Genomic DNA, 22068 nt, shown 5'->3' on the forward strand with positions numbered 1-22068 from the left:
CCGTCATGCTTTCGCATCTTCGCCCCGCCCTGGTTTCCATGGGCCTGTTCACCGCGCTGCTGGGCGTGGCCTATCCGCTGGCCGTCACCGGCGTCGCCCAGGCGGCGTTCCCCGTGCAGGCCAACGGCAGCCTGGTCCGCGACGCCGGCGGCAAGGTCGTCGGCTCCGCCCTGATCGGCCAGACCTTCGCCAAGTCGGAATATTTCCACGGCCGCCCGTCGGCCGCCGGCAACGGCTATGACGCCAGCGCGTCCAGCGGCTCGAACATGGGGCCGCTGAACGACAAGCTGATCGCGCGCGAGAAGACCGACGCGGCCGCCCTGCGCGCCGAAAATCCCGGCGCGGTCATCCCGGCCGACGCGGTGACGTCCTCGGCCTCGGGCCTGGATCCCGACATCTCGCCGGCCAACGCCCGCTTTCAGGCGCCGCGCGTGGCTCGCGAACGCGGCGTTCCGGTCGGCCAGGTGACGGCGCTTGTCGACGCTCAGGTGCAGCAGCCGCTCCTGGGCTTCATCGGCCAACCGCGCGTCAATGTGTTGACGCTCAACCGGGCGCTCGACGCCCGCTTCCCGAAGGGCGGATAGTTGCCGGCGGACGAACGCTCTTCTCAGAAAGAACCTGGGCGTCCCGACCCCGAGGCGCTCCTGGCCGCCGCCAACAAGGCGCGCCGGGGGCGCCTCAAGGTGTTTCTGGGCATGGCCCCGGGCGTGGGCAAGACCTACGAGATGCTGCGCGCCGCCCGCCGTCGCAAGGCCGAAGGCGTCGACGTGCTGATCGGCGTCGTCGAAACCCATGGTCGGCGCGAGACCGAGAGCCTGCTGCGCGGCATGGAGGTCCTGCCACGCAAGCCGATCGAGCATCGCGGCCGCGTCCAGATGGAGTTCGACATCGACGCGGCCCTGGCGCGCAAGCCCAGGATCCTGCTGGTCGACGAATACGCCCACTCCAACGCCGTGGGTTCGCGCCATCCCAAGCGCTGGCAGGATGTCGAGGAGCTGCTGGCCGCCGGCGTCGATGTCTGGACCACCCTGAACGTCCAGCACCTGGAGAGCCTGGTCGACGTCGTCCAGCGCATCACCGGCGTGCGCCAGAGGGAGACGGTGCCCGACAGCGCGCTCTCCCGCGCGGACGCGATCGAGCTGGTCGACATCACGCCCGAAGAGCTGCGCGAGCGCATGGCGGCGGGCAAGGTCTATGTGCCCGAGACCGCGCGACTGGCGGCCGACAACTTCTTCAAGGTCGAGAACCTCACGGCGCTGCGCGAGCTGGCCCTGCGCCGCGCGGCCCAGACGGTGGACGACCAGTTGGTCGCCGCCATGCGCGAGAAGGGCGTCGAAGGACCGTGGGCGGCGGGCGAGCGGATCCTGGTTCTGGTCAGCGGCGACGCCATGGCCGGTTCGCTGGTCCGGGCCGGTCGACGCCTCTCCGACATGATGATGGACGCGCCCTGGATTGTGGCCCACGTCGAGCGCACCGATCGACCGGCGGCGGGCGAGGGGAGCGCGGCCCGCCTGGGCGAAGCCTATCGTCTGGCCGAGCAGCTGGGCGGAACCACGGTGGCGCTGACGGGGGGAGACATCGTCGCCACCGTCATGGCCTATGCCCGGCGCCACAACGTCACCCAGATCGTCATCGGCAAGACGGTCGAGAGTCGTTGGCGCGAACTGCTGGGCCGTTCGCTGGCCACCGCCCTGTTGCGCGAGGCGCGCGGCGTGGCGGTGCATGTCGTCACCGAGGCGGTCCACGAGCGAGCGCCCAAGGTCGCCAGGCCGATCGGCCTGGGCGGCTGGCGGGGCTATGTCGTCGGCGCGCTGTTCGTGGCGGCCGCGACCCTGGGCGCCTGGGGGTTGGACGTCGCCTTCGATCGCGTCGATCTTGGGATGATCTTCCTGGCGGCCGTGCTGGCCGCGGGCGTGCTGCACGGTCTGAGGCCGGCGCTGGCGGCCGCCACGGTCGCGTTCTTCATCTATAACTACCTGTTCCTGGAGCCGCGCTACAGCCTGGCGATCGGCGCGCCGACCGACTTCATCACCCTGGTCGTCTTCTGGGCCGTGGCCTTGGCTTCGGGCGGCCTGGCCGGTCGGGTGCGCGATCAGGCGCTGGGCTCGCAGCGTCGCGCCGCCGCCGTGGCGACCCTGCTGGCGGCCAGCCGCACCCTGTCGGCCGCCACCGGTCGGGACGCCGTCGCCCGGGCGCTGGCCGAACAGGTTTCGGCGGCAGCCGGCGGCCGATCGATGGTGCTGCTGCCCCAGGGCGAAGAAATCGTCCCGGTCGCCGGCTCGCCCGACCTGGAGGCGCTGGACGCCGCCCAGATGGCCGCGGCGCGCTGGGCCTGGGAGAAGGGTGAGGCGGCGGGCTTCGGCACGGGCACCTTGCCTCAAGCCCGCTGGACCTTCTGGCCGCTGGAGGGCGCGCGATCCCGGACTGGCGTGGCCGGCGTCGAGGCCGGCGTCGCGCCGCCGGGCTCCGATCCCGAGCGGCTGGTTCTGGCGCTGCTGGAGCAGGGGGCGGTGGCGCTGGAGCGTTCGCAGCTGGCTTCCGAAGCGCTGGAAGCCGAAACCCTGCGCCGCGCCGATCGCTTCCGCTCGGCGCTGATGAACTCGGTCAGCCACGACCTGCGCACGCCGCTCTCGACGGTGCTGGGCGCGTCCACGACGCTGATCGAGTACGGCGACCGAATGAAGGCGGCGGTTCGCGACGACCTGCTGCTCAGTATCCGCGAGGAAGCCGAACGCCTCAGCCGCTATGTCGCCAATCTGCTGGACATGACCCGACTGGAGGGCGGCGGGCTGAAGCTGCGGACCGACTGGACCGACGTCCGCGACGTCCTGAACGCCGCCGCCGAGCGGGTGTCGCGCCGTCTGGGCGGCCGCGTGCTGTCGCGTGACTATCCGGGAACTCTGACCATGGTCCAGGCGGACGCGAGCCTTCTGGAGCAAGTCATTGTCAATATTCTGGAAAATGCCATCGCCTACAGCGATCCTGGCAGCCGGATCGAGATCGCGGCCTACGAGGATCGCGCCAATGTCGTGATCAGCGTCGAGGACGAGGGCAGGGGCGTCCCGACCGCCGAACTGGAGCGGATCTTCGACAAGTTCCGTCGCCTGGAGGAGCCCAGCGACCGTCACCAGGGCGCGGGCCAAGGGGCGGGTTTGGGCCTGGCCATCGCCAAGGGTTTCGTCGACGCCATGGGCGGCCGGATCGCCGCCGCCAGTCCGATCCATGACGGGCGTGGCGCGCGGATGCTGATCAGCCTGCCCAAGACCATCGCCACGCCGCGCGATCTGCTATGAACCACCCATGACCGCCGTTCGCCAGCGCATCCTCGTCATCGACGACGAGCCGCAGATCCACCGGTTCCTGGGACCGGCCCTGGACGCCGCGGGTTACGAGCCGCTGCGGGCCGACAGCGGCCAGGAAGGCCTGCGCGGCGTGGCGCTATGGTCGCCGGACGCCGTGGTGCTGGATCTGGGCCTGCCGGACATGGACGGCAAGGACGTTCTGGAAAAGGCGCGCGCCTTCTATGACGGCCCGATCCTGATCCTGTCGGCCCGCGATCGCGAGATCGAGAAGATCGAGGCGCTGGATCGCGGCGCCAACGACTATGTCGAAAAACCTTTTGGTGTCGGCGAGTTGCTGGCGCGTCTTCGCGCCGCCCTGCGCCAGAGCGGACGCGCGCAAGCGCCGAGTGGTCCGATCCGCGCGGGCGAGGTCGAGATCGACCTGGACAAGCGCCGCGTCACGCGGGCCGGTGAGGCCGTTAAGCTGTCGCCGCGCGAATACGACGTCCTGATCCGCCTGGCGCTGGGCCACGGCAAGGTCCTGACCCACAAGGAGCTGCTGACCGCCGTCTGGGGGCCGGCTCACGCCCAGGACACGCAGTATCTGCGGGTCTTCATTGGCCAGCTGCGCCAGAAGCTGGAGACCGATCCGGCGACGCCCAAGCTGCTGCAGACCGAGCCGGGCGTCGGCTATCGCTTCGTGGGCGACGACGCCTAGCTATCGGAACTGGAACCAGATCTCGAACTCGGTGTCCGGTCGCAGGCCGGCTGGCGGCGTCGGGAAAGGTCCGGCGCGCTGCACCGTGGCGATGGCCAGGCGGTCCAGCATCGGGTCGCCGCTGGTGCGGGCGATGCGCAGGTCGCACGGCGCGCCGTTCGGCATCAGGTGGAAGGCGATCTGGGCGCCGCCACGCAGGTGCGCGGTTGGCGGACGCCGCGCCATGATCATCCGCCACACCAGGTCCTGGTAGCGTTGCAGGGCGTCATCGGCCCGGGGCGGCGGTTCGGCGACCGCCGCCGTCTGGATCGGCGCCGGCGCGGCCGAGGTCGGCGCGGGCGAGGGGCCCTGGATCGGCGCGGCGGCCGGGACCACGGGCGCGGCCGAGGCGAGCGTCCCGATCGCGCTGGACTTTGCGGCCGCCTTGCTGGTCGTCTCGGTGACGGCAGGCTTCTTTCCGGGCTCGACCACCTGGCGGACGATCGGCCGCGGCGCCGGTTCCGGACGGATCAGGTCGACTGGCACCAGGCTGACGACGATGTCGGGCGGCGCGGGCGCCGGCGGCGGGGCCGGCGCCTCGAAGGTCACGAGCGCCAGTTGCGCGGCGACGATGCCGCATGACGAGACGAAGGCGACGCTCTTGGACAGCAAGGCCTGACGGAGCCCGACGCGCCGCCCGGCCATGAGGATGGCGATCGGGGTCATGGCGCTAGAACCTCGCGGTCAGCCCGACGTCGACCGAGCGGCCCCGGCCGGGGTCTGGCGCAGCGCGCCGGTCGCGCCATAGTCGCCCAGCGAGACCCCGCCCAGCGGCAGGTCGTAGCTCTGGTTGGCCAGGTTCTCGACCGCCAGGCTGAGCGTCATCGTCTTCCACTGATAGGCCGTGCGGACGTTCAGCAGCTGGTAGGCCGCCGTCTTGCGCTCGTTGCGGACGGGATCGACGCGATCCTTGTCGGCGACCAGCTCCAGCTCGACCGCGCTGGTCCAGGGGCCCTTCGCATGCTGCAGGGCGATCCGGCCGTTCAAGGGCATCTGGCGATAGAGTGGCGCGCCCGTGGCGCGGTTTTCGCCATGCAGGGCGCTGAGCGTCGCCTCGATCCGCGCCCGGCCGAAGGCGGCGCTAGACCACAACGGCGCCTGGGCCGAGACGTCGACGCCCCGGAACTCGGCGTCGACATTGACGAACTGCAGCTGCACGAAGCCGCTGGGCATGCCCATCATGTTGGTCAGGTCGGCGATCTTGCGGGCGTCGATGAAGTCGGCGACCCGCGTGTAGAACGGCTCGATCTTCACCCGCCAGCCGTCCTCGCCGCCGCCGGCGAACTGGACCGCGCCGCTGAAGGTGTCGGCCTTCTGGGGCTTCAGGCCCAGGTTGCCGACATAGCCGTTGCCGTCGCCGTACCAGCCGATCATCTGGCTGGACATGGCCCCGCGGCCCCAGGCGTACAGCTGGTAGAGGTTCGGCGACTGAGCCTTGCGGGCGTAGCCGGCTTCCAGCGTCACGCCGTCGGTCGGCGCATAGCGGAGCAGGGCGGTCGCGCCCAAATTGCCGTCATCGTGCTTGTGGTCGGCGGCGTTGAAGGCCTGGGCCGCCATGGCGTCCTTCATGCTCATCATGCCGGTGGAGTAGGGCTGCACGTCGCCGGTGTTCATCGACACCGCGTCGTGACGCACGCCGATCACGCTGGACAGCTTGTCGGTCCAGTGCGTGTCCAGTTCGGCGAACACGCCGAAACGGTCGCGGCGGCCATCGTTGACGTTCAGATAGGTGTTGGGACCCATCATCATGCTGCCGGCCACGGCCGGCCAGCTGTCGTCCAAGGCCTGGTGGTGGAACTCGCCGCCGACCCGAAGGGTCTGGCGGGCGTCCAGGGCAATGTCGGCCTTGGCCGTGACGCCGCTGGACTTGACCCAGGTGTCCATGGGCATGCCGCCGTCGGCGTCGCCGCCCTTGTCGTCCAGGAAGTTCATCTTGTGGCGGACGTCGCGGTGATAGGCGGTGACCTCCAGCGCGCCCCAGGCGAACGCGCCCTGATAGCGGCCGGTCAGCGCCCAGGACCGGTTCAGGGTCATGTCCATCCACTGGTTCGGAAAGCCCTCATAGGGCGAGTAGTCCAGGCTGCCCTTGACCGTGAACAGGCCGACGCCGGTCCGACGGCCGATCGTCAGCGCATGGCTGGTCTTGGCGTATTCGGTGGCGCGCACCCGGCCATCGCCGTCGCCGCCGCGATAGTTCCGGGCCTTGGCGCCAGAACCCGCGTAGGCGACGCTCCAGAGGTCGTTGGCGACGGTGGCCTGCATCGCGCCACCCACGGCGTCGTCATTGCTGCGGTAGAAGGCCGAGGCCTCTCCGGAGAACAGCGTCTTGCCCGGCTCGGCGAACTTGGGATCGGCCGAACGCGCGGCGATCACGCCGCCGATATTGTCGCCGCCGAAGCTGACCGGCGAGACGCCCTTGATCACCAGGACGACGTCCAGGGTCAGCGGATCGACGTAGGACAACGGCGGGTTCATGAAGTTGGGGCAGGCCATGTCTACCGGCGCGCCGTCGACGGTGACGATCACCTTGTCTTCGCCCAGGCCCCGGATCGACGGCAGGCTGGAAAAGCCGCCAGCACCCTGGGCGGCGACGCCGGGCGTGGCGCGCAGGATCTCGGTCACGTCGCTGGATGACGCCGTTCTGCGCGCGGCGGCGTCATGGTCGACGATGTGCGCGGACAGTCCGGCCGGGCCGAGGTTCGACGCGGCGGACGTGGTCTCGACCTCGACGTCGCGTAGTTGCAGCGTGGCCTGTGCGGCGGCGGGCGTCGCCGCCAGGGCGACGGCGATGGCCAGCCAGGAGGTCGTGGAGCGGTTGAAGGCGGTGCGGATCATGAGTGAGCATCCGGTCGCCAAGGCTCGTGTCCGCGGCGACTTTTTCTTGTTCGATTTCAAGGAATTTCCGGCGCGTCTTGACGCACCCGGCGTGACGGCTCGTCAGGGCTGGCGCGATGCGATCGGCGCGCCGGGCCTCAGCAGACGCCGCAGCAGCAGAAGCGCCAGCTGCTCGGCGACGGACCAGGAAGTTTCAACCGCGCGGATCATCGCGTATCTCCAAGGCTGAAGAAGCCTGGAGCCCAGACTAAGGCTTGCCGCGTCGCGATCTTTGCTCGGGAGCAACCCTGGGGCTCAAGGTCGATGGGGCTAGAAAACTGATATCCAGGGTCCCATTATTTCTGATAATATATCTTAGACGATAAATGGACCAAGAGCGCCCCTGTCGGTTTTCGCTATTCCGTGGATTCTCGTTGGAATGTTGGGTTTGCCGGAATTGGATGCCTGACGGCTCGCCTTTTCCCCCTGATTGTCTGGAATCCAATTTCAGACGCTAAGAGCGGCTGCGTCCCAGCGACGCTATCGCTATGTTAAAGTCTGCGGGCGCGCATTCCTGGGTGATGTGATGACTGAAATTCTTCCGCCGCTCCTACGCGAACAGGTAGCCGAATTGGCCGCTGAGATGGGCCAGACGGTGGAAGAATTTGTCGTGCAGACTGTATTGGCGCGGGTTGAAGCGGCTGCGTTCATCAAGGCGCGGTTCGGCGTATCAAAGCCCGGAGATCTCACGAGTTTTCTAGACTCAGCACCTGACAGACCACCCCTTCCTGGCGATGAGCTGCCCGACGAAGTAGCCGAGTGGGTCAATGAATTGAAGAAGACCCCGCGCAGCGAATAAATTTCCCCATAAGATAATGGCGAAGTACAAATTTTGCAGGGTAAATCACTAACCGAATTGTCTAATTAGATCTCAGCCAGCCTGGATATTGCTAGGTCCCGCCTGGCATTTGCAGTCAATCTTGCCCCTGCCCCGTCGATCCAGATTAATTTCTGACCGGGCAGCGCCAATTGCGACCATTGGCGCGGCTCCAGGAACACGACGTTCAGGCGTTGGTCGGCAACGCGAGGCCGCAACCTTACTTCATAGGTGCCGGGTCCAATGCTCTTCGGAAACGATTGAGATGGGCCTTCCCTCTTCACGCCATTCACTGGCCTGCAAGATCTTGTTGCCGAATGTAGAATGTTTCCAGGAATCGGTAGCGTAGGCGCCGATCACGAGCACGTCGGTCTTTCGGCTAAGCCCGCCACTCACACCACCACGCTCGACGACGGCGCGTTCGCAAGCCTTGCGCTGGCCGTAGATGAAGGTCCCTGTGAAACAATAGGTTTTGCCCGTAAAGGACAGCGTGGGAGGCGGATCGCACAGGGGAAGCGTCGATGGCTTCAAAACCTCTCCCAGCTCGAAGTCACGATTTGAGAAGCTGCCCAGCGTCTCCAGCAACGACGCCCTTTCCTCATCGTCCAAGACGCCGTCCGCCAGGGCTTCGTTGATACGCTCATAAAGCGTCCGGATGAGCGGCTGCTGACTGATCGCGACGTTGGCTGCGAGCCACTTCTGGAGAAACTCGGCTTCAGCTTGGTTGATATCGCCGTCTGCCGCCATGCCACGCGCGAGACCGATCAGTTCGTCGATCTGACGCGAGGCGATCCGATCACCGCCCAGGCGGTTGAGAAGTTCATCGTCCATCGTCATCCCCCTCTCTTCCACGTTCTATTGTGCGAAATGATCCCGCACGTAGGCCGCAACCTGGTCCAACGGAATCTCCGGCGACGAGGCGCCGGCGCGTACAACCAAGCGTTTGGTCGCCGGGCCATTCCCCTCCGATAGCGCGAGGTAGACCGGCGTCCGGGACCGTTTGACATCGATCCGGCAGATCACCTCGCCGCCCAGCATCGGATAGCTGACGGAGACGCACCCCGCTCTGAAGCTCTCTGAAAAGCGCTCCTTGATTAGGTTGGTCAGGTGCAGTTCGAACCGGTCGCGGACACCGCCGAAGCAGGCCACATCTTGGCCGATCCCTCGAACGGTCCCGTCATCCCGAACCCCGATCAGTAGAACGCCGCCTCTATGATTGCTGAAGGCGGCGATCGCCTTCATGGCGCTGTCCTCCAGCTTCTTATTCACAAGGCCCTGGCGTAGATCCCAGCGCAGTGTTTCCTTGAACTCCAGCCGTTCGCCTTCGCCTTCCGCGATCAGCATTTCCAGCGCGGGCCTTTCAGGCTCCCGCTTCGGCTGGGGCGCATTGGGACCGACCTCGATCAACGTATCCCGCCGCGCGAGAACGCCCTTCTCGAGCGCGCGCTCTACCACGACGCTGAGCACGTCACGCAGCTGCGTGCTGGTCGCCTTGAAACCGAAGGCTCGCGAGACGGCCTGAATGGCTTGATCCTCGGTAGCGCCGAAGTTTCTGGACACCACATCAACCAACGCCGCTTCGATCTCGGCGGGCGGCAGCATGTCGGGTCGACGCAAGGTCGGCGAGGCCGCTTCGCCACGGTCGCGCACAAGGATATCGGCGCCCGGAGTCGAGAAGAACTCCCCCTCCGCAACGATCCGGCCCATGCGGGCCGAGATTTCGACGGCGCGGCGTATCGCATCGCGAATTCGACCGCCCGCCCTGCCGGCACCCCAGGCGGTACGCATGCGCACGACGATTTCATCGAAGTGGATCGGCCCTTCGCCTTGAACGACGGCTTCCGCCAGTTGTGACAGGACTCCCGTCGGCGTCTCATGGATGTCGCCGACGACATGGGCCGGGCGCGTCACGACCGTCTCGACATAGGGCTGCGAAAGAGCCGCCTCTTCGGCGACGCTTGCAAGCCCCATTTCCGTGACGTTCTCACGCTCCACGGAAGTGATCTCGTAGGGCGCAAGATGCGTCGCAGCCGCGCCATCCCGAGCCAACTCGACCTTGGCGGCTTCAATCGCGGCGATGGTCCGCTCGAGTTGTTCCTGCGGGCGCTTGAACCAGTCGCCGCTCCAGATGCGGTGCACGATCCAGCCTTGGCTCTCCAGAACGCTACGACGCAAACGATCGCGGTCACGCGCCGAACGGGCACCCTTGTATGATGGTCCGTCGCACTCGATGGCCAGAAGATATCGGTCCGGATGATCCGGCGAGGCGACGGCGATATCAATGAACAGGCCCGACACGCCTACGTCCTGGTGAACCTGATAGCCACGACTGTGCAAAGCTTGGGCCACCTGGGCCTCGAAGACGGGATGCCGGTCACGGCCAATCGACTCCGCCAGGGACATCCGGCCCGTCCGCGCGAAGTGCATGAACAGTTTCAGCGCAAACACGCCTTTGCGCGTCGAAGCGAAGTCAGGGTCGATATCCTCGTCGGTCAGGGAGGCGAAGACCTCGCACCGCCGCTTGGCCCGGCTAATCAACACGTTCAGGCGACGCTCCCCGCCATCTTGCCCGACAGGTCCGAAGCGCATCGGCGGCTTGGCACCGAGCGCCGCGGGTCCATAGCCGATCGAGATCAGGATGACGTCGCGTTCGTCCCCCTGGACGTTTTCCAGGTTCTTGATGAAGAACGGCTCGGTCGGATGCAGCCCGAAGAAGGCCTCGTCGGCGGGCGTCAGCTGTCGACGCAGGAGCTCCAACTGCTCCATGATCGCCTTACGTTGCGCCGCCGAGAAGGCGACCACCCCCAGGGAAAGTTCCGGCGTGGTGCGAGCGTGATGGACAATAGCCTGGGCGACGGCCTTGGCTTCCACGGGATTGGTTCGCGAGGCACCGGTCTCAAATACCCCGTCCTTGATATGGTGGAAACGCAGACCCAGGCCCGATTGCGCCGTGAACGGACTGGGGATGATCACCAGCTTGTTTTCATAGAACTGGCGGTTCGAGATCGCGATCAGCGACTCATGGCGGCTGCGATAGTGCCAGCGCAGCATACGCATCGGCAGGCCACGCGCCGTGAACAGCCCTAGGATGCTCTCGATGTCGGCCACCTTGGCGGCGCCTTCGTCGTCGTCTCCGTCGGCCTGCCCTGTCATCTTCGAGAAGAAGGCCGTCGGCGGCAGCTGCTGCGGATCGCCGACCACCACCACCTGCCGACAGCGCGCAATGGCGCCCAGGGCGTCCACCGGCTGGATTTGGCTGGCCTCGTCCATAACCAGTAGGTCGAAAGTCAATTCGCCCGGCGGAAGGAATTGCGCCACGGAAAGCGGGCTCATCATGAAGACCGGCTTCAACGCCTGAACTGCGGGGGCGGCCTTCTGCATCAGCTGGCGGATAGGCATGTGCCCCCGTTTACGCGCCATTTCACCCTTCAGGACGCCCAAAGGGCCAACGGCGCCGCCAACCAACGGCGGGATTTTGCGATGATGCGCCAGCGCCACCTGCATCGCCGCCAGGCGAATGCGCTGTTTATCCAGATCGACGAACTCGCGGACGCGGCGGCCTTGAACCTCCCCATCGAACACCGCCAGTTCAGGATCGGCCTCGACCTGCTGCTCCAGCACCGCTTCGAAGAAGGCCTGTTCGAAATCGTCATGCACAGCGACGGGCGCTAGCCGGCCATCGTGCAGGCGCTCGACGATGTCGTTCAAACCGAGCGCGGCGGCCTGTTTGGCGCGCGCGCGATAGCTCACCCATGAGGTCAGCCGTTCGCCGCCGTCTCGCCAAGCCGCTAGATGGGCGTCTAAGATAGCAACCGGCATCGTCAACAGCTGTCCAGCCACGACAGCCGCCTCAGCGCCAGCCTTAAGATCGCCCAGCAGGGTACCGACGTCAGCTGTCCAGACATCCCGCGCCGCCAAGCTCGCCTCGCAACGGCTCGCCAGTTCCGTCCGGTCGGCGATCCGCGACGCCAGCGCACGGATGTCTCCGTTGGTCTCCAGCCAAGACGCCGCCTGCGATAGCTCGCTCCAGTCCGACGCCTCTGCATGCCATCGGGACCCGAACGCCGCGCGCCCCTGCGCGTCAGCAGAGACCAAAGCCGCGCGGCGGTCCTGGCCTTTCGACAGGTCATCCAGATCACGCAGGCGGTTAGCCAGCGAGGGCTCATTCTGAAGGCGCAGCGCCAGCAAGGCCCGATGCGCGCCGACGACGACTTCGCAAGCCTGAGCCAAGGCGGCAAGGTCGGCCAGCGCCGGCTCCTCCGCAGAGCCGAACAGCTCGCGACGACCGCTCCCAGCCTCGTCCCAGAACCGGTTGATCTCGGTCCGGAGCGTATCCAGGTCTCGCGCCAGCACCACGGTCAGATCGGCGATGCGTCGGCGGTCCGGGCTGGCGCTGACGATGAGACGGGGCTCCGCGCCGAGACCGCGTAGGCTACGCATCCACTCCACCAGCGCCGTCAGCGGTGCTCCCGCCGAGCGCTCTCCGCGCCAGTCGCCGCCAAAGGCGCTACGGCCGAACTCGGCGTCGTCCCGGATGAGCTTCAGGGCCGCCTGCCCACGCGCCAGAGTGTCCAGAAGCGCCAACTGCCGCGCCAATGGTGTCTTGGGGTCGGTCAGGAACGACCGGACCAGCCGATCTGCTGCCCGCCACTCGCCGCTGAACAGCCTGAGGAACGACGACCCATGAGCCGCAAGCACGCCACGCGCCGCCGCTAAATCGGCCGACCAGCCAGCGTCGCTGACGGCGGTACCGATCTCACGACGCGCTTCTTCCAGGGCTTGAACCGCGCTCGCGAGGTCCGCCGCTCGCTCAACGCCGCTATTCCAGAGATCCTGGGCGAAAGCAGTGGGATCCGCATCCGGTGCCGCGCCCACCCGCTCGCCGATCTGGGCCAGGTTCGCCAATCCCCTGATGTTCGTCGGTGGCGCCTGACGTCCCAGCGCCTTAGCAAGCCGGTGTCCATGCTCGAGCAGAGCCGGGACACGGGTGACGATCACGGCGGCCCGCTCGAAAGCTTCGTTCGGCATTGCCGGGTCGAGCGGTGCGAGTACTGTTCGATGCGGCTCCAGATCGACTGACCATGCCTCGCTCGAAAAGATCGGAGCCAGCTGATTTGTCAGCGCCGTATGCTCGACTCCGGTGGCGAGCAGATCGCGCACCACGTTCGGCGTGTTCCAGATCTCTGCCGCCAAGGCCTCGGCGTCGAGCGATGGCGCTTCGGCGAGACGACGCGCTAGGACCGCTAGGGGCTCAAGTTCGGTGAGCGTCTCCGGCTCGTCTGCCTCAAGCAGGCTTGCGATGGCGACATGCTCTTCACGCATGGCAATCAGGCGCAGGCAAAGCGCCGCCAGCCGCTCTTCGAGCCGGGCGATGTCCGTCGGCATCGCCCTGTCCAATTCGACGCCACGCCACAGATGTTCGCCTGGGGCGCCTATGTCGAGAACGCGTTCGGCCAATTCCCCCAGCAGCCGTGAACGCTCCTCGAACGCCGCCTTGGTCCAGGCTTCCACGCCGTCGAGGCGCAGGTAGCCTGGCTTGACCCCCGCCTGTCGCAGGCGAACGAGATGGCCGATCACCTCATAAGGCGTCAGTTGGGCCTCGCCGAGCGGCGTATGCAGCCGCTCCACGTGTGTGTTCAGTTGATCCCGAGCGTCCGCCAAGCGCGCATTCAGCGCATCCAGATTTTCTGCCTTCGGCGCGCCCAGTTCCCAGGTCCGACGAAGTTCTTCGAGGACGGCGCGCTTGTTGGCCTTGTTGCTGTGCAGTTCGAGGCAAGCATCGCCGACGCCCGTGGAGTCCAAGCGGCGCTTGACCACCTCCAGCGCGGCCATCTTTTCCGCGACGAACAGGACCGTCTTTCCATCGGCGATCGCTGAGGCGATGACATTGGCGATGGTCTGGGACTTGCCAGTTCCCGGCGGCCCCTGGATCACTAGGTCGCGACCGCGACGCACTTCTTCCACCGCCAAAGTCTGAGAACTGTCGCTGTCGACGATATGGATCATCTCCGACGGCGAGATATGGGCGTCGATCGGCTCGTCTTCGGACAAGAGGGCTTCACCTTCGGGGAAGCCCTCAGAGACCAGAGGACGGATCAGCGCGTGATCGGCCAGCTTCGCGCCCGCCGGCCAGGTCGCCGGGTCTAAGTCGCGATACATCAGGAACTTGGCGAAAGAGAAGAAGCCCAGAACGATATCGTCCGGGTCGACGTACCAACCTTCCTTCGAGGAGATGGCATCGGCGACCGCCGCAGCGTAGGCGGACGGGTCGAAGTCGTCGCTCGCCTCGAACGTCGGCAACTTCAGGCCGTGGACACGCTCCAAATAGGCTTCCAGAGACAGGTTCGCGGCGAAGTCCTCCAGCCGCGCTCGCAGCTTGAATTTCTCGGCCGCATTGCCGCGCTCTAGCTCGACCGGAACCAGAATGAGCGGCGCATATCGGACGGCGGTCGCATTGTTCGGATCAACCCACTTCAGAGTACCTAGCGCGAGGAAGAGGATGTTGACGCCCTGCTCCTCCTCCAAGGTTCTGGCGTCGTAATAGAGGTCCAGCAGCTTCTTCTGCAGGCCCGCGGGAGTCAGCCGGGTTTGGAGCCGTGTGTCCGCATGACGGTTGGCGACGCCGCGTGCATCGACCCCGTCGTCCTCAGGCTGCGCCAGTTCCGCGATCTCGATTTCATCATCGTCCTGATCTGCAGCAGCACCCTTGCCAGGCAAGAAGGTGAAGGCCTTGCCGTCCTTTACCAGCAGCCGAAAAACCTCGGACGCGCGCTCATCGATTACTTCGAGCGTCTTGGCGCTCTTTGCCGAACGCGGGATGTTCAGAAGCCGGTTGCGTGCCGAGAGATCCAGCAGCTCCGTCCTGGCGCGCTCTAGCTTCGCATCCAGCGGAAGATCGCTTTCGAACACCGATTGCCGCTCGCCCGCGACAGTTGCAGCAACATCAGTCATGTCCGCCCCCGTTGTGTTTCACTCTACGGAGGCGAGGTGCATCGTCTAGAGGGTTAACCGCAAATTGAGCATGGCCAAGCCTAGACGCCGCTCGCTCTTGAGCGGCTAATTCGATCAGGTTTCAGCGCTCATGGCCTGAAGCAGTCTGACCCTTGAAGCCAGTGCCACGTTAATGCGTGGACCAGTGCACATCACTAACCGCCTCTACTTCCCAGAGACGTACTTTCATTTAGTGTACCAGAGTTGAGCGACGAACTCGGTCGCAGACTTGTGTCTCTATGGATGTGAGTATGGACGACGCCACATCGGTTCCACCGCTGCACCTGCAAACTGTCGAAACTGTGTGCGATGAGCTCGTTTCCGGACGCTCAATTGGCGTTGGCCCTCAAAACACACCCTTCGCGCTAGATGGCGAGGCGTCTCGCTCGGTCCTCAACTGGTACCGCCAAAACCGCGCTAAATGGGGAAGCAACGTGTCCGGCGCCGACGCCGAAGCAATCGTTGCGGCTGCGATGGCGACGCCTCCAGTAGTTGCTCAAACGGTAAACCCAGCAGCCGGTAGTCGGCGGCGACTGGCCCTGCACAAACTCGAAGCCCATCGCTTCGCTGGGCTGCATGTTTTTGGCACTGCGTCTGCGGCACCGCCAAACTTTGTGTTCGAGCCAAGCCCGAGCGTTACCGTGTTTGAAGGGTGGAACGGCTCGGGCAAGACGTCCCTGCTGAATGCCGTGATCTGGTGCCTCACTGGCCAGTTGCTTCGACCTCAAAGGCCGCCTGAGTCCGGCAGCGAGGAGTTCGAATGCCAAGTCGATGCTGTCGGCGAGGGTGATCCCCCCACCAGCCATAAACTTAGCTCCGTCACCCCCCTCCCCGACCCGCAGACGTTTCGCCCCGATGGCAGCCTTCCAGCGGACACTTGGGTGGAGTTGACCTTCGTCGATGATCAGGGCGCACTCCTTCCGCCAATCAGACGAACACAAACGCGTTCCAATCGGGGTAAAATCGAGGAAATCGCGCCCAATCTCACACCTCTCGGCCTCGACCCCATCAGCGTCCGCCTAGCGACGACCATGCCTGGGATGCTGCAGTTCATTCAGATCGGCGCGACAAACGAGTTGGGCAAAGCGGTCACGGAACTCACTGGCTTGGCACCATTGGTCTCGCTAGCCGGTCACGCACGTCGCGTGCTTCAGAATAAAGTTCGAGGCGACTTCAAGCGAGATCGAGAACGCGACATCGAGAACGCTGATCTCGCGTTCAGCCGTGCGAGCGACGATTTGCGCACGTTGATCTCCAACCGCGCGGTACTAACCGGGGCTCCGGAAATACCACAGCCGACCGAAGACGAAGCCGAAGCGAAGTTGGCGGCGCTTAAGGTTCACTTTGAAGCGATTAGGACGTCGGCCCTAGAGGGCGCAAGAAGTGAACTTGGGGAGTCGTTCGACCCGAGTGATCCGACTGCATTCGATGATCTGGTTACAAATCTTGGACCTGCGCTCATGGAGGCCAAACGTTTCGGCGCAACTGAAGCGCTGACGCGGCTGCGTGGCCTGGCCGATCTCGACGAGACCCAAGTCGGCGACGTCCAAAGACGCGTCGCACAGGTTATAGCCGACGCCGACATCTTGTCCGCGCTAGCTGCCGCGCCACAGACAGCGGCTCGACAGCAACTCTATGCCCGGGTGGCGGCTTGGGAGCAGGAGAATCCCGACGCGGCGCGCGCAAACGACATGTGCACTGTGTGCGGGGAAGATCTTGAGGGCAAGATCGATACTGTCACTGGCGGCAGCGTCATGGCCCATCTAGATGATGCCCGTGGCGCTCAGTCCGCTCTGTTGTCCCAGACCCTCGGACGTTGGTCTCAGGCGACGCTAGCCGAATTGGCGCGCGACCTGCCGCTCGCACTGCAGGGCGAGTTATCGAGCGATCGCCTTAGCCAGCCTAGCGAAATCTTCGTTGCCGGCATTGAGCAGTTGTTCAAGACAGAGCCTTTCGAAGGCGCATTAGGAGCACTGAAGGGGCGTCTCCTTGAGGAGGCCAATCGGTGCCTTGTCGCGTGGCCACGCTTGGTCGATCACCCTGATTTCGATCTGCCTACCCGTGCAGGTACAGAACATCTCGAAACGGCACTCAGGCGACTGGGCCGAGCGATTCACCTTATCGGTTGGCGTAAGAACGCAGACCAGTTGGTCGAGGACTTTCGAGCCGTCGTACTTGGTCGCCCGGGCGACGACGACATCGCCGCGACCACGTTGGTGGCGCGCCTGATGGTTCTGCAGTCTGTCGTGGAGGGTGCTGAGCCCATAACGAACGCGCTGTCCCTATGCGATAGATTGAGCGAAGATTTGAACCGCCGTCGCATCGCCGAACGCAAGCTCAACGAGTACGTCGTAGCCGGCGCGGCGCTTGAAAAGGTGATCGCGCTCGGCGGATTGGCCGAAACGCAGGTCGAACAGCTTCGACGAGCACTGCAAGGCCAGGCTAGCGCTTGGCGGAGACGGATCTATGAAGGAGCCTTTCCTTCGACCAGGCAGGACCTCCTTTACGCGCAGATGAACAGCGCGGGACAATTGGATTTCCTTGTTGGTGCTAGGGGCGTGGCCGCAGGTGCCCAGCACGTGGCAAACGCCTCCGCGCTGCGGGCGACTCTGGTGGGCTTCTTTCTCGCCTTTTGGGAACACGTCCTCCTTGAGCGCGGCGGCCTCAAGCTCCTCGTGCTGGATGACCCTCAAGAGCTTCTAGATGGCGAAAATCGCCAACGTCTAGCAGATGCGCTTCCTCATCTCGTCGAGATCGGCGGCCAAATCTTTATGTCGACGTACGAGGCGCGGTTTGCGAGCCACATTGCAGCAAATGCTCGCGCGCTACCAGAATTCAAGCACGTTGCCGTGCTCCCGGTCAGCAAATTGCGCCCTACGATTGAAACGCCGCCCGCAGTGCTCCAACTCAATCGCGTCCAGGAAGCTTACGACGGCGATCCGGATGATACGGAGAAAGCGCAAGCGCTTGCCTCTGAAACGCGCGTGTTCATCGAGTGCCGCTTGGCCGACTTCTTCGATGATGCAGCCTATCCAGCTTGGGTCGCCACGACCCACAAGCCCACGCTGGCCGACCATTTGAATCGAATTCGCGGACTTGTCTCAACCCCGCCCAACGACCTATTTCGAACTCCGGCCTTGGTCACGATCGCCAACGAGGCGAACTTTCGAGATACATCGCCGACGATCCAGCTGCTCAATAAGGCCCACCATCGGAAAGAAGACATTCGCCCCGGCGATGTTGCCCCCTTAGCCGCTGCGCTACGCCAGATGCGCAAAATGGTAGAAGAGGCGCATCAGGCAAGCCGGATATGGCGCCGCGGCGGAGCACACGTCCCTGCGCAGAACGGTCTGCCGGACATATCAGTCGGCACCCGGCCGAGCTTCCGATTTCAGGTCCATCCAGACCTGGCGGCGTTTACGGCCGGGGCCCCGCACGGGGAGTCCCAGGCCAATTCCGAGACCGAGCTCACTGACGCGTGGTTCGAAGGCAAATCCTTTTACTACCTTCGAGCGGATAACTTCGGCTTTGCCGGACCTAGTGGTTGCATCGCCATTGTCCAGACCGTTCCATCCAGCGTCTCTGACCGAAATCTCGTGGTCGCAAGGCGCGGTCAATCGGTCTATGCGCGACGCCTCCTGCGATCAAGCCGCTCTGGCTGGGTGGCATTGGCTGCAGAGACGCCTGATCCAAGAAGAAGCGCGCCGACCCTCATGCTGCCGGAAGCAGAACTGGCGTTGCATGAAGTAGTGGGAATCCTATTCGATCCTAGTCATCCGGCCCCCGTGCGAGTGAGCGGTGAGGCCGTTCAAATCGAAGATGCTCCGGTGCTCCGACGTCTGACCAGCGCCTATCGGGTGCGTGAGGACAGCGCAATTCCACTCGCCCTCCCGCGCCAGATCGCACTCGGAGGTCCGGCTATTGGCTTGTCCGACCTAGGCTTCCACGAGGGCCAACCGGTTGCCCTCAACCTGGAAGACGGCACGTGTCTCTTCAAACGTGTCGGACCCACGCTTGGCGGATCCTTGAGCCACCTACGACAATTCGAGAGCCTAGGCGGTCTAGGGGCTTCTCTCGTCCTCTCTGTCGGGGAGTCAGAACCGCCGGAGATGCGCGTTCGTCACGCGCGCGCGGTGATCGGCGTCCTCTATCACGGATAGTCCGAACGCCCGCGCAGCCTTGCTCTCCGTCGTCGCGGAGCGTAACCTCATTGAGCCTTCGCGACACCGGATCCCGAAAAGGCAGCCTGAAGCGGAAGGTTGACACAATGTGCCGACCTCAAGCCCTGCGGTGTGACCTGCCACTGGCAGATTGCTAACCGCGGATACAGCAGAAGTTGCGCCGTGGAATGGCGATTTCCTGGGATTCCAAGCCCAGAAGCGAACGCCTCCTCGAAGCGGTGCATCGGTCTGCTGGAATAGCTCACGCGAAGTCACAGCTCGGGTCCACACCGAGTGGAAACTCCGCTGCTTGGCATGTCTCCATCTCTTCGTGGGATGGAGATCGCCTGCTTCAGGTCGAAGCGCGGATGATCATCTCGGCCGCGAGCTTGGCGCTGACACTTTCGGCGATCTTCAGCGCCCAGGCCCCCGACCGCTTCAGCCAGGCCAACGCCCCGGCCTCGTCGCCCGCAGCCAGCTTTTGGGCCGCGTTGTCGACCGCAGTCGCCGCCACCTCCTCGTCGGGCTCTTTGGCCTGCGCCTTCAGAACCTTGGCGAGTTCCTGCAACTGTGTGATGGCGTCGGCTGAGGTCGACCCCATGGTCGTCTGGGCACCGATCACGGTGGAATCCTTGACGTCCACCGTTCCACCCACGATGCCCGCAGTTCCGTTGTTCACGACGTTCACGACATGGTCTCCCAGCACAAAGAGGGTTGATCGGGCGTCCTGGCTTTGACGATCGACGATATATTGTTCCAGCACCGCGCGCACAGCCGGCCTGGGGTCGAGCAACTCCACGCGCTTCAGAAGCCCGTCGTAGTAGCCGGGCAAGGCATGGTCGCGGTGCCAGAGCGCTTCATGATGGAAGGCCTCAAGGTGCTCCCCTACCCTCTGCCCGAGCTGGCGCTGGTGCTTGGCGGCGTCCATCAACATCCGTTGCAGGCGGTCTGATTCAATCGAGCGCGGTGCCGGCGCGACCGCCCCGATCGACAGAGCCTTAAGGATCTTGGCAAGCGCTTCGGTATCGGCGTGAAGGCGGTTGAGATAGAGCCGCAGGCGCCGGGACTTGTCGCGTTCCAGCGTCGCGAACCGCGCCAGCAGCCAGACAGGAACATCGACGCCGAACTGGCGCTGATGCCAGAACACCACGTCCGGCTGGCCCCAAGCGACAGCCTGAGAAGTTCGTGCTTTCGCCGGGATGAGAAGCGGCCGGCCCGAATGCTCGATCACGACGCAAGGCTTGCCGGCGAGCACGAACCGTTCTGCCTGGTCGAGATGCTGCCCGTGGGGCGTGGTCGCGCGAGCATAGGCGCGCGCTAGATCGGCGCCGGCCGCGCCTAGGGCCCGGTTAGCCCCCCGCCCTATGGCAACATTTAGGTTGAGGATCGCAGCCACCAGGTCGGCCAGATCTGGCGAGCGTTTCTGAGGGCCGGTGGGGCGAACATCGAACCCGACTTCGAATTTACCCATCGCCAGGCCGTCAGCATAGAAGCGGCGATAGACCACCCGCAGAGACCAGCCGTCGCGTCCGGCCAGAAGGGCCTGTGGCAGAACGCCGACGAACCGCAGCCCTCGATCCACCTCGCAAATCAAAGCCTCGCCAAGCCAGCCGTTCAGGCCGCCGGAGGGGCGATTTCGCACCGCGCCGAAGGCGCGCAGGAACTCACGATCGGCCTCGGGCGCGGGCCAGCCCGGCGAAGGCAAACGCGCGGTCTCGGCCACGAACGGCCGCAGATCGACGATCGGAACTTGGACGGCAACCAGCATCTATGGGTGTCGAAGGACTCGTTTCTCGCCACCGTGGCACGGGGAGCTGGACCAACGCCATGGTGGAGTTTGACGGCGCGAGGTCTCGAAGTCCTCGCGCTGTTCGCCGCGCAGCTCAGGACCGTCGGAGATCAGGAGGCCGCCAGGAGCTTCCAGAATCGAGGGCCTAAGCCGCCCCTTGTCTGGATCGAACTGCGCCACCGCAAGGCGCGTCACGCCTTCGCGCTTGGCCTTGGCATCATGGATCAGCGGCTAGCGCCAACCAGAATCCAGATGCGGAGCCGCTGTCGGCACGCCGGTTCTATCCAGGTCGCGGGTCGTCATTACGAAGTTGACTCCGTTGGCCGTAAACGGATTGCCCAGGTCCACCAGGGCCTCAAGCAGGGCCTTGTCGTACTGGAAGAGAGAGGCAGGGTCCTCAAGGCTGCGGCGCATACAGCGCATGACGGCGCCGGCCACGATATCGGCGGCCTGGATGCACGGCTCCTCGTCCGAGCTGGCGAACCGAAGACTGGCGCTTTCTTCCAACCCGTAATCGGCGAAGGGCGTCCAGATCTCAGCGCCCTGCCCGCCAAGCGCTTCCATCAACGTCTTCCCGTCACGCAGCACGCTCTCATACTGGAGCTGGGCATGATGGATGAGCTGCAAATCCTTCACCTGCCGCCCCGCCCAGAGGTTGATGCGGGCGTAGATATTGGTGAGGCACTGCAGATTGGGCAAAATCCAGACTGGCCTTCCCCCCGGCCCGATATCGGCCAAGGGCAGGAAGCCGAGCGGATCGGCATCTGCGCGCCCTGCCCGGTCGCGCGCGAACATTGTCAGGATCTGGGTGGTGCGGGCGATCTCTTCATCACGCGTCTCCAGCCAGTCCCACAGCGTCTGTAGGGCGATGCGTATCTTCTCGATCGACGGCTCGCGACAGGCACCCATATAGGCAGTGAAGGCCGGCGCTGCGTCCCAGTCGGCAAGTAGTTCGGCCATCGCGTTGCGGCTGACCTGATCGACATAGCCGCCGTTGAGGTCGCCGCATAGCATGTGCTGAACTATGTGGATCGCCAGGAAATAGCGCTTATCGACAGCCTCGATGAAAATCGGCCAACCCTGAGCACGGAAGAACGCGATCAACGCCAGAGCGATGGGCGTCAGCCGTGTCTTCAGAGTTTTGGACTTTAACTCGCCAGGCGGGATCTTGAACTCAGCGCGGAGTCTCTCGAGCTCGGAGACAAGCAGCCGGGGTTCGCCGACGCCGACGCAAGCCAGGGTGAACAACCGCTGCTGGGCAAAGCCACCTCCTCCGGCCACGTCGCCTCCGTGGCCGCTCTCATCCAGGTAGAGCCGGCGCACCAAGGCAGGTGCCTGTGGCTCGACCTGCTCTTCGACGAATTTGGACACACCGCGCCCCCGTTTGGCTTGGTGAACGC

Annotated in this window: 12 protein-coding genes; 6 read left to right on the forward strand and 6 right to left on the reverse strand. The window is 64.9% G+C overall.

All coding sequences use genetic code 11. The annotated features are described in order from the left end of the window. Window positions 1-5 precede the first annotated feature (5 nt). From kdpC to MZV50_RS13150, 3 genes are read left to right on the forward strand one after another with little or no spacing between them, the layout of a single operon-like run. The gene (gene kdpC, locus MZV50_RS13140) at window positions 6-584 is read left to right on the forward strand and encodes a potassium-transporting ATPase subunit KdpC (RefSeq protein WP_252635102.1); all 579 of its coding nucleotides are present in this window, start codon (window positions 6-8) and stop codon (window positions 582-584) included. Then, complete coding sequence (locus MZV50_RS13145; RefSeq protein WP_289781921.1) at window positions 585-3293, forward strand: sensor histidine kinase; 2709 nt, start codon at window positions 585-587, stop codon at window positions 3291-3293. Between the two features lie 7 nt (window positions 3294-3300). Continuing rightward, a complete protein-coding gene (locus MZV50_RS13150) occupies window positions 3301-3999 on the forward strand; it encodes a winged helix-turn-helix domain-containing protein (RefSeq protein WP_252635103.1) in 699 nt (232 codons plus the stop codon). Here MZV50_RS13150 and MZV50_RS13155 read toward each other — a convergent pair whose 3' ends face one another. Next, entirely contained in the window at window positions 4000-4704 is a 705-nt protein-coding gene (locus tag MZV50_RS13155) for an energy transducer TonB family protein (RefSeq protein ID WP_252635104.1), read from the reverse strand. Between the two features lie 18 nt (window positions 4705-4722). Continuing rightward, complete coding sequence (locus MZV50_RS13160) at window positions 4723-6873, reverse strand: TonB-dependent receptor (RefSeq protein WP_252635105.1); 2151 nt, start codon at window positions 6871-6873, stop codon at window positions 4723-4725. On the opposite strand from MZV50_RS13160, the gene MZV50_RS13165 reads away from it, so the two are divergent. Beyond that, entirely contained in the window at window positions 6872-7102 is a 231-nt protein-coding gene (locus MZV50_RS13165) for a hypothetical protein (protein WP_252635106.1), read from the forward strand. The two genes, MZV50_RS13160 and MZV50_RS13165, sit on opposite strands and share 2 nt — an antisense overlap. A gap of 336 nt (window positions 7103-7438) precedes the next feature. Further along, complete coding sequence (locus MZV50_RS13170) at window positions 7439-7711, forward strand: hypothetical protein (protein WP_252635107.1); 273 nt, start codon at window positions 7439-7441, stop codon at window positions 7709-7711. 243 nt (window positions 7712-7954) lie between these two features. Here MZV50_RS13170 and MZV50_RS13175 read toward each other — a convergent pair whose 3' ends face one another. Together MZV50_RS13175 and MZV50_RS13180 are read right to left on the reverse strand one after the other, a co-directional pair. Then, entirely contained in the window at window positions 7955-8566 is a 612-nt protein-coding gene (locus MZV50_RS13175; RefSeq protein ID WP_252635108.1) for a BRCT domain-containing protein, read from the reverse strand. A gap of 18 nt (window positions 8567-8584) precedes the next feature. Next, window positions 8585-14680, reverse strand: coding sequence for a DUF3320 domain-containing protein (locus MZV50_RS13180; protein ID WP_252635109.1), 6096 nt, complete (start codon window positions 14678-14680; stop codon window positions 8585-8587). Between the two features lie 278 nt (window positions 14681-14958). On the opposite strand from MZV50_RS13180, the gene MZV50_RS13185 reads away from it, so the two are divergent. Beyond that, on the forward strand, window positions 14959-18879 hold the full coding sequence (locus MZV50_RS13185) for an ATP-binding protein (protein ID WP_252635110.1): 3921 nt from the start codon (window positions 14959-14961) through the stop codon (window positions 18877-18879). A gap of 352 nt (window positions 18880-19231) precedes the next feature. Here the strand turns inward: MZV50_RS13185 and MZV50_RS13190 are convergent, their stop codons facing one another. Both MZV50_RS13190 and MZV50_RS13195 read right to left on the reverse strand, forming a co-directional pair. After that, window positions 19232-20647 (reverse strand): hypothetical protein, encoded by a 1416-nt coding sequence (locus tag MZV50_RS13190; RefSeq protein ID WP_252635111.1) that lies wholly within the window; start codon window positions 20645-20647, stop codon window positions 19232-19234. A gap of 252 nt (window positions 20648-20899) precedes the next feature. Next, window positions 20900-22039 carry a DUF3800 domain-containing protein gene (locus MZV50_RS13195; RefSeq protein WP_252635112.1) on the reverse strand — a complete coding sequence of 380 codons (1140 nt, stop codon included), beginning with the start codon at window positions 22037-22039 and terminating at the stop codon, window positions 20900-20902. Window positions 22040-22068 lie beyond the last annotated feature (29 nt).

Origin of the sequence: Caulobacter segnis (assembly GCF_023935105.1) — a bacterium.
Classification (GTDB): domain Bacteria; phylum Pseudomonadota; class Alphaproteobacteria; order Caulobacterales; family Caulobacteraceae; genus Caulobacter; species Caulobacter segnis_B.

What these genes read in the sequence shown, in the direction of transcription:
- MZV50_RS13150 (WP_252635103.1), top strand. Translation starts at nt 3,301, where the DNA reads ATGACCGCCGTTCGCCAGCGCATCCTCGTCATCGACGACGAGCCGCAG.
- MZV50_RS13175 (WP_252635108.1), bottom strand. Translation starts at nt 8,566, where the DNA reads ATGACGATGGACGATGAACTTCTCAACCGCCTGGGCGGTGATCGGATC.
- MZV50_RS13165 (WP_252635106.1), top strand. Translation starts at nt 6,872, where the DNA reads ATGAGTGAGCATCCGGTCGCCAAGGCTCGTGTCCGCGGCGACTTTTTC.
- kdpC (WP_252635102.1), top strand. Translation starts at nt 6, where the DNA reads ATGCTTTCGCATCTTCGCCCCGCCCTGGTTTCCATGGGCCTGTTCACC.
- MZV50_RS13190 (WP_252635111.1), bottom strand. Translation starts at nt 20,647, where the DNA reads ATGCTGGTTGCCGTCCAAGTTCCGATCGTCGATCTGCGGCCGTTCGTG.
- MZV50_RS13180 (WP_252635109.1), bottom strand. Translation starts at nt 14,680, where the DNA reads ATGACTGATGTTGCTGCAACTGTCGCGGGCGAGCGGCAATCGGTGTTC.
- MZV50_RS13185 (WP_252635110.1), top strand. Translation starts at nt 14,959, where the DNA reads ATGGATGTGAGTATGGACGACGCCACATCGGTTCCACCGCTGCACCTG.
- MZV50_RS13155 (WP_252635104.1), bottom strand. Translation starts at nt 4,704, where the DNA reads ATGACCCCGATCGCCATCCTCATGGCCGGGCGGCGCGTCGGGCTCCGT.
- MZV50_RS13160 (WP_252635105.1), bottom strand. Translation starts at nt 6,873, where the DNA reads ATGATCCGCACCGCCTTCAACCGCTCCACGACCTCCTGGCTGGCCATC.
- MZV50_RS13170 (WP_252635107.1), top strand. Translation starts at nt 7,439, where the DNA reads ATGACTGAAATTCTTCCGCCGCTCCTACGCGAACAGGTAGCCGAATTG.